This is a genomic window from Streptomyces sp. NPDC001933, from assembly GCF_042890955.1.
Classification (GTDB): domain Bacteria; phylum Actinomycetota; class Actinomycetes; order Streptomycetales; family Streptomycetaceae; genus Streptomyces.
Window position 1 is genome coordinate 1 of sequence record NZ_JBIASS010000074.1, and the last position, 7,777, is coordinate 7,777.

9 protein-coding genes are annotated in these 7,777 nt (G+C 69.4%); 5 read left to right on the forward strand and 4 right to left on the reverse strand.

Translation table 11 applies throughout. The features are described from left to right. Positions 1–391: 391 nt before the first annotated feature. Both ACFYY7_RS44595 and ACFYY7_RS44600 read right to left on the reverse strand, forming a co-directional pair. The gene (locus ACFYY7_RS44595; protein ID WP_388671956.1) at positions 392–898 is read right to left on the reverse strand and encodes a hypothetical protein; all 507 of its coding nucleotides are present in this window, start codon (positions 896–898) and stop codon (positions 392–394) included. A gap of 200 nt (positions 899–1,098) precedes the next feature. Then, entirely contained in the window at positions 1,099–1,659 is a 561-nt protein-coding gene (locus ACFYY7_RS44600; RefSeq protein ID WP_388671959.1) for a hemerythrin domain-containing protein, read from the reverse strand. Positions 1,660–2,712: 1,053 nt separating this feature from the next. Between ACFYY7_RS44600 and ACFYY7_RS44605 the strand changes: the two genes are divergently transcribed. From ACFYY7_RS44605 to ACFYY7_RS44620, 4 genes are all read left to right on the forward strand, one after another. Beyond that, positions 2,713–3,018: a hypothetical protein gene (locus ACFYY7_RS44605; protein ID WP_388671962.1), complete on the forward strand. Its 306-nt coding sequence runs from the start codon at positions 2,713–2,715 to the stop codon at positions 3,016–3,018. A gap of 5 nt (positions 3,019–3,023) precedes the next feature. Continuing rightward, complete coding sequence (locus ACFYY7_RS44610) at positions 3,024–3,986, forward strand: iron-containing redox enzyme family protein (protein WP_388671965.1); 963 nt, start codon at positions 3,024–3,026, stop codon at positions 3,984–3,986. Positions 3,987–4,103: 117 nt separating this feature from the next. Further along, entirely contained in the window at positions 4,104–4,811 is a 708-nt protein-coding gene (locus ACFYY7_RS44615; RefSeq protein ID WP_388671968.1) for a HemK2/MTQ2 family protein methyltransferase, read from the forward strand. Then, positions 4,768–4,998 (forward strand): CDGSH iron-sulfur domain-containing protein, encoded by a 231-nt coding sequence (locus ACFYY7_RS44620; RefSeq protein WP_388671971.1) that lies wholly within the window; start codon positions 4,768–4,770, stop codon positions 4,996–4,998. The genes ACFYY7_RS44615 and ACFYY7_RS44620 overlap by 44 nt, the downstream gene beginning before the upstream one ends. Positions 4,999–5,125: 127 nt before the next feature. On the opposite strand, the gene ACFYY7_RS44625 is transcribed toward ACFYY7_RS44620, so the two are convergent. Beyond that, positions 5,126–5,842: a VOC family protein gene (locus tag ACFYY7_RS44625; RefSeq protein ID WP_388671974.1), complete on the reverse strand. Its 717-nt coding sequence runs from the start codon at positions 5,840–5,842 to the stop codon at positions 5,126–5,128. A gap of 372 nt (positions 5,843–6,214) precedes the next feature. Here ACFYY7_RS44625 and ACFYY7_RS44630 point away from each other — a divergent pair, with 372 nt between their 5' ends. Then, positions 6,215–6,976 carry a hypothetical protein gene (locus ACFYY7_RS44630; protein ID WP_388671977.1) on the forward strand — a complete coding sequence of 254 codons (762 nt, stop codon included), beginning with the start codon at positions 6,215–6,217 and terminating at the stop codon, positions 6,974–6,976. A 313-nt stretch (positions 6,977–7,289) separates the two neighbouring features. Here the strand turns inward: ACFYY7_RS44630 and ACFYY7_RS44635 are convergent, their stop codons facing one another. Further along, the gene (locus ACFYY7_RS44635) at positions 7,290–7,640 is read right to left on the reverse strand and encodes a hypothetical protein (RefSeq protein ID WP_388671980.1); all 351 of its coding nucleotides are present in this window, start codon (positions 7,638–7,640) and stop codon (positions 7,290–7,292) included. Between the last annotated feature and the right edge of the window lie 137 nt (positions 7,641–7,777).

Genomic DNA, 7,777 nt, shown 5'->3' on the forward strand with positions numbered 1-7,777 from the left:
AGGAGGAACCGGCCGGCCTTGTCACGGATGGCCGCTCCAGCCCCACCAATGATCTTGGGGAGGGTGGCGTAGTACTCGGCAGGAGGCAGATGCACAGTGCTCATGGAGCGGGACGCTATCCGTGCCGCTCGCACGACTCGGAGACCATCACTCGCCTGCCACAGAACAGTGACAAATTGGTGTGATTCTCACTCCAGTGACATGGGCTGGTGATCGGCGAGCCAGCCCGTCGCCGTCGCGCTGGGGTCCAGGCGGGGCTGGTCTATTCGTGGAGCCGCCGGCGGCCGGGCGCTCAGGCCCCGTGACCGGTGGCCCGGTCATCGGCAGCGCGACTGCCTTCCGTCCCGTTCGGGGGGGGGCGGAAGGATGCGTCCGGCCGCTTGCAGGCTTGTCAAGGTGTCCCAGCGGCCTCGGCGTGGAGCAGCTCGATCAGCTGGGGGCGGTGCAGCGTCGCGATGGGTTCCAGCAGGTCGGGATGGCGCAGGAGCGCGCTGGCTTCGGTGTCGTGGGTGCCTGGGTCGATGAGGCGGTGCAGGCCGGTGCTGTGGTGGTCGGTGGCGGTGTGGTCCTGGTGTGCTCGGATGGCGAGGGCGCGGTCGGCGAGCAGGCAGGCAGCCCAGCTGACGACGGTCTCGTCCACCCAGGTCCGCCAGGCGGTGTCGTCGCGGTTGGGGTCGCATCCGGTGAGCCAGTCCAGTCGGTCGGCTCCGCCTGGGCCGCACAGGTGGAGCAGCTGTACGTCGAGGCTGGTGGGGTAGCGCAGATGGGCGGCGAGGGTGGTGGCCTGGAGGGCCTGGGCCTCGGCCAGGGCGTGGTTGAGGGCGCCTGCGGGCGGCGGGTAGGCGTCGAGGAGCCATCGGGTGCAGGCGGCTATGACGGGTGTCAGATCGGTGGGCACGGCGATCGGTTTCCTGGGGGGCCGGCGCCCTTCCGTGCGGTCGGGTGCGCGAGCTGGTGCGCGGGGCGGCGCTGCCCCGTTCGTGGCCGATCAGCATAGGTGGCGCCTGCCAGGAAGGCCCATGACCTGGGTCACGCCCTGCCCGTGCGCTCAGCGGGGCCGGGCCGCGCGCCTGGGCGGCCCGGCCCCGGGGAGCTGGGTCAGGATTTGCCGCGGCCGGTGACGAAGTCGCGGGCCCGGTCGACCAGGCCGACACCCGGGGCGAGGAGCTTGCTGGCCATTGGAGTGCTTGGCGCGGAGGGGTGCGGCCGGGTGGGTGCCATGGTTTTGGCCCGGCGGATCTTGTCCCCGAGGTCGTCCAGCTGCTGTGGGGTGCAGGCGCGGCGCAGCATCGGGAAGATGTTGTTCTCCTCGTCCTGGACGTGGGCGGCGACCTCATCCATGAGCTGCTGCAGCATCGTGCTCATCTGCGGGTCGTCGGTGTCTACCTTCTCCAGCTGCTTGAGGATCTTCTCGACCCGGCCGTGGTCGGCGATTTCCTTGTCCGCGATCCGGTCGCCGCCGTCGATGTGCTCGCGGACCGCCGGGTACAGGTACTGCTCCTCGGCGACCGAGTGCCGCACGAGCTCGATGGTGACCTCGTCCACCTGGTCCCGCAGCTGCTGGCCGCCCGCGGTCATGGCCTGGATGCGGCCGAACATCTCCTCGACCTCGCGGTGATCGGTCATCAGCTCGTCGATCATGTTCCCGCCTTTCCCCATCGCGCATCCGCCTCTCTCATCCCGGGGCGGGTCTCTCCCGCCCAGCCCATAGGTATCCCCGCCCGAAACACCGCGCCCGCCCAGTCCGCTGCGGCCTCACCCGATCGGCCACCGTGCACGGCCCGGCACCCCGGACTTGTGCGGGCCCGGAAGGGCCGCGCGGCCCCGTTTGTCTGCCCACCTGGCGGGCAGCCGCCTGGGCGGCTGTTTCGCCTGGCGGGGCGCCGGCCCCTGGACGGAGAGCGCTCAGATGACCACCAATCCCGGACCGCCCACTGACGAACGCGACGCCACGGTGACGGCTCTGGACGCCTTCCGGGCCCCCGATCCGGACGGACCGCCGACCACAGGCCAGGGCGTGCGCGTCAACGACACCGACAACTCCCTCACCGTCGGCGACCGCGGCCCACCCTGCTGGAGGACTTCCAGCTGCGCGGAGGCTCACCCGCTTCGACCACAAGCGCACCATCCATGGTTGTTCGAAGATGAATAAGTAAGGAGCTCGAACACCAGTAGGAGGCAGCGATCATGGGCACCGTTCCTGTGCCGCCCGATCCCGACATCACATCCGTCCCGCCGCCTGAACCCCCATCGCCTCCGGGGCCGCCGAAGCGGGTGGAGCCGGTGGAGCCTCCGGACCCGGCGGAGCCGCCTGTCCCGCCGGATCCCCCGGCGCCGCCCGGGTCGCCCACACCACCGCCTGAGCCACCCCGCCCGGATGGCCCGGGTGTTCCCGGTCCCGAACCCGAGCCGGGGCGGCCGCACCCATCGGAGCCGCCCGACTGAACGCAGGCCGATGGACGCGGGTGAGCCGGGCGGGCGATGGCAGCCGCGGCAGCGCGGCGGTGTCTCCCGTCGAACGGCTCATGGCGCGCCTCGCGGCGGTGGGGCGGGGCGTGGCCGGACGGATGCGTCTTGCCGCCGGGGGCGACATTCAGAGTGCCTGCGGCTCGAAGCAATGAGTGATGCGCGGGCACTACTGACAGTCCACAGGGCAGGCCAACCGATCACTTCCACCACTGCGCGACCGGCGCCGGGCGCAGAATGGGGAGTATGAACCCCTACGAGGGGCTGGCCACGGTGGAGCGGAAGGACGGGATCCTCGTTCGCGTGTGGGCCGAGGTCGCCGTCGCCCAGGAGCACAGCCTGGCAGACGCGGACCGGCCCTGGACAGCCCGGCTGACCGCACCCGGCGGCGAAGCACTCTTGCTGAAGGGCGCCGTCACCCTGGTCCTCTCACGGACCCGCTGGCCCACCGAGGTCACCTACATCCACCTGGCGTCCGGACCGCATTCCCCGAGCTGGACCGAGATCAAGGGCACCGGGCCCGCAACCACCCAGCCAGACCCACGGGGATGAGAGGCATGGGCGCAAACCAGTGTGATCCGGTGCTCCCAAGGCATCGGGGCCCGCTCTCCGGCGCGTTGATCGGCTGTCTCGCGGAGCAGTGTCCGCTGCCGGATCCTGTTGCGGCCCAGGAGGCGGACCCCTATGGAGACGATCTTCAGTTGGCTCTGTATGTCTCGTACGAGTTGCACTACCGGGGTTTCGCCGGGGTGGAGGCCGTGTGGGAGTGGGATCCCTCGCTCCTGACCGTGCGTGCCGCCCTGGAGGACCGTTTCCTGACCGCGCTGCGCCATGACGTGCCGACTCGGCTTTCTCTGGACGATGTCCTGGCCGAACTGCTGGTGGAACCCGTGGACGGAGGGGGCGTACCGGAGTTCCTTCGGGAACACGGCACCTTGCGGCATCTGCGCGAGTACGCGGTGCAGCGTTCTCTCTACCATTTGAAGGAGGCGGATCCCCACGCCTGGGTGCTGCCGCGGCTCAGCGGTCGCGCCAAGGCGGGAATGGCCGCTGTCGAGTACGACGAGTTCGGCGGAGGCCGCGCGGAGCGCGTGCACGCCCGGCTCTTCGCGAACCTTATGGCGGATCTGGGGCTGGAGACGGATTACGGCCACTATCTCGACTACGGCTGCGCGGAGATGCTCGCCCTGGTGAACAGCATGTCGCTCTTTGGTCTGCACCGCCGTCTGCGCGGAGCGCTGGTAGGGCACTTTGCCGCTGTGGAGATCACTTCCTCGCCCGCCTCCCGCCGGCTCGCGCTCGCGATGCAGCGGACGGGTGCCGGTCCGGCCGCGGAGTTCTTCTACACCGAGCACGTCGAAGCCGATGCCGTGCACGAACAGGTTGTCCGTCGTGAAGTCATCCGCGGGCTCCTCGACGAAGAGCCCGACCTGGAGCAGGACGTCGTGTTCGGCATCACCGCGACCTCGCACCTGGAAGGCCGTCTCGCCGACCGGCTCCTCTCAGGCTGGGGAGCCTGAGAGGAGAGGCCTCCGGTGCCTCGTCGGCCTCTACCCCAGCCGCTTACCAGGAAGCGGCCCGGGCTGTTCGGAGGAACCCTGGGACTAGGTCCGGTCCTGTTCGACGGAAGTTCTCCTATGGCTGTGGAACTCGCGAGACCCTCGTATCCCTTCCTTATCACGCTGCCGAGCGTTTACCCTCCGCAGGGCGACACCCGGCTGCTGATGACGGCTCTTGAACGGGAGGGCATCTGCCCTGGGGCCGAGGTGCTGGACCTCTGCACGGGGAGCGGCGCCCTGGCGCTGCGAGCCGCGCAGATGGGCGGAAGGGTCACCGCTGTTGATGTCGCGCGCCTGGCCGTGGTGACGGCACGCCTCAACGCCCTCCTGCACCATCGGCGGATCACCGTACGCCGCAGCGACCTGCTCCCCGCCGTCGGTGAGCGTTGCTATGACCTGGTGCTCTGCAACCCGCCGTACGTGCCGGCCCCGGCGACGAGGGTCCCCACGCGGGGCGCCCCGCGTGCCTGGGACGCCGGACCCGACGGGCGGGCGGTGGTGGACCGGGTGTGCGACGACGTCCCCGCAGCGCTGCGGCGGGGCGGCGTTCTCCTCATGGTGCATTCCGGGCTGTGCGATCCCGATGCGACGGTGCGCCGGTTGTCCCGGGGCGGGCTGGAAGCCTCCATCAGCGCACGCGCGCACATACCGCTGGGGCCGGTTCTGCTCTCCAGAATCAAATGGCTGCGTGAGAGAGAACTTTTGAGTGCGGACGACAGATACGAGGAACTGGTGGTCATTCGTGCCGAACAAACCTGCCCCCCGACGGCGTCTCACCGTGACTGAACGCGGCCCTCTGCTGGTGGAGGGGCCGGTGGAAGTGACCTGCGCGGACGGAACCATCGCTGTCTCCGACCGCTTCGTCGTTGCCGTCTGCACGTGCCGACGAAGCCGCACCCCACCATGGTGCGACACCAGTCACCGGCGCCGCGCCGGGCAGCGAACTGCTGCTGCGGCAGATGTGGACGAATGACCGGGGACGGCTGTGGGGCCAGTCGCCGCTCCTGCCCGGCAGTGGCGGCTCACCGGAGCCAACGTTACGAAGAGCGTCTGGCTTGACGCCCTCGGTCGGCGTGAGTGTCTGGCTGGGGTAACCGTCGTCAGGCGCCGGTCAGGGTGAAGAGGGCGCCATCGGGGTCGCGGATGACGAACGCGTGGCCCGGGGCGCCGACGGGTGAGGGAACCGGTGAGGATTCACCTCCGGCCGCCGCGGCGGCCGCCGCGGCCTGCTCGCCGTCCCTCACCCGGAAGTGGACGTTCCACCGGGGCCGGACTCGCGGGTCCGGGCCGGTTTCGTCGCCTCCGCCGCGCAGGGTGGCGACGGTGCGTCCGGCGGCCTGGACGACGATGTGGTCCTGGGCGTAGTCGACCGTGCAGCCTCCCGGCGGCCGGGCCCAGTCGAAGACCTCCGCGTAAAAGATCGCGGCGTCGAACGCATCACGGGTCTGAAGGTCCAGCCGCACCGGGGCCCCGCCTCGCCCAACCGACCAGGTCAGGGCGGGACCTTCCCAGAATCCGAACACGGCGCCGTCCCGGTCCGCGGCGATCCCGGCACGGCCCTCTCCCAGGAGCAGAGGACCGACGGCGAGCGTGGCGCCGCGCTCACTGATCCGGGCCGCCGTCTCGTCCGCGTCCCTGACGGCGAAGTACGGCGTCCAGACAGCCGGATGGCCACCGCCCGGGCAGCATCCGATCCCGGCGACCGCCTCACCCTGCGCCAGAGCCACCGAGAAGTCGCTGCCGAGCGTGCTGGGCCTGTACCTCCAGCCCATGACGTCGGAGTAGAAGGACCGCGCCGCACGCAGGTCCCGAGCCATCAGACTCACCCAGCACGGCGCACCCGCCACCGCGCCTGGCTCCCGTGCAACGGGGTGCCGGCGCGGCGGCCGGGATCGTGGTCCAGGAGCAGCGTGCTGGCCCTGGCCTGCGGTGGTCGGGTCTGTGGTCGGCCTACTCCGGCCCGTGGTCGGGGCTGTGGTCGGGCTCGTGGTCGGGGCGAGCCCGGCCGCCTAGGGCCTGTTGCGAAAGTAGATCTTGTACGTAGATCGTCACAGCTGTCACACCTTGCTGACGCAGAGCCGCAGCGCCCGCGAAGTGGCCAGCGCCGCTGGCGTTGGGCTGCAACATGCGTATGCGGTTACGTGGGTCTACCGATGATTCCGCCGCTCTGCATCCGATAGGTTCGGAGGATGGTCAGCTCCTCTTACCCGCTTCTCTGGCAGCCCGCGGCTTTCCCGCTTGCGGCACAGCAGGTCAAGGACGCGTACGCCCGCGTCAGGGCATCGCTCATAGATGACGCACTGTTCATCCAGGACGCAGCCCAGTACGGCGTCACGGTCGACGAGCTCGACCGGAGAATGCAGCAGCCGCCCGCCCAGCTGGACAGCGGATCGTCGTGGGACTGGCTCGACGGTCCGGAGCACTACCGACGCGCTGTGCTGCGGGTCCTGGTAGAGGCGTATCGATCAGCCGACCGGCACGAACTCGCGGGACCCGTCGAAGTGCCCGGGAATGCGGTCCATGTAGTCGCAGCCGACGTTCACGTCGATGGGGACCTCGTGCTGGAGGAACAGGCGGTGCTGTTTGTCCTGGGCAAGCTCTCGGTGAGTGGGGCGCTGGTAGGCAGGCCGGGCTACTCCGTGGCCGCCGCGAGGGAAATCGAGTGTGCCGACGGTGCCACCGGAGGCGAGGTATTGGCGCTGGGCGGCATCCGGTGTCCGGGCACCTTCTACTTCGGTCACAATGATTACTCCGCACGTGCAGCGTGGTACGACGGCGGCATCCTCGTCGACTTCGAGCGCTACAACGCATTCGGCCGTGTCGCCGTCCGGACGCGGGTCACCGACTGGGATTTCCCAGCTGCGGCCCGCGTCCTGGGGCTCCCCAACGATGAGGGCGACTTGCTGGGCGCGTACACGGAGAAGCTGCTGAACGAGCAAGGCAGGGCATGACTGCAGGGCGCACAGACCGCCAGCCATCCAAAGCGTGATGGCCTGGGGCTGGGCATGAGAAGGTCCTCGGTGTCCAACGATGGCGTGTTCACAGCCACTCGCTAGGGACTGCGACCAGTACGGTCGCCTCGTGGCGGCCGGCCGCCACGTTTTGACGCGGTCGACTACCGCGAGCGCCACGCGGTCGAGTGCGGGATCAACCGACTCAAGCGTCATCGGGCCGTGGCCACCCGCTACGACAAGCTCGCGGTCCGCTATGAGGCCACTGTCCTCGTAGCGGCCATCAACGAGTGGCTGTGATCAGCATGCGTCCCTAGAGCTCGTAGTCCTGGGCCAGCTCGTCCCAGCGAATGCTTCGAAGAGCGAGATCAGCATTCTCGCCCGACGGGACATCCGGGGTGGCCTGGAACCAGGCCACGATGAGAGCGGAGCGGTGCAGCACTGCGTCGAGTTCAGGATCGACCGCTGCAGAGCCGAAAACACCGATGCAAGCCACGGAAGGCAGCACCTCAACGGGGCCGAAGGCGCCGGCGGTCTGGTCGGGGTACTCGCGGGAGGGCGGAACGAGATGAACCGGCGCGAAGGAGAACGCATGCTCGGCCTGTCGCAGCAGGCCGCTGACCTTCATGTCGTTGATGCGCTGGCACGGATAGCCCTCCAGCATCCCTCCATAGGTCGTAGACATCCGCAGCTCGGTGAGCTCGATCGGGACTGCTGCAGGGTTGGGTGACAGCGGGGTTTATGCAGCCAGGGCTGCGGCTGGGGTCATGATGGTCTCGTACTCGACGGGGGTCAATCGGG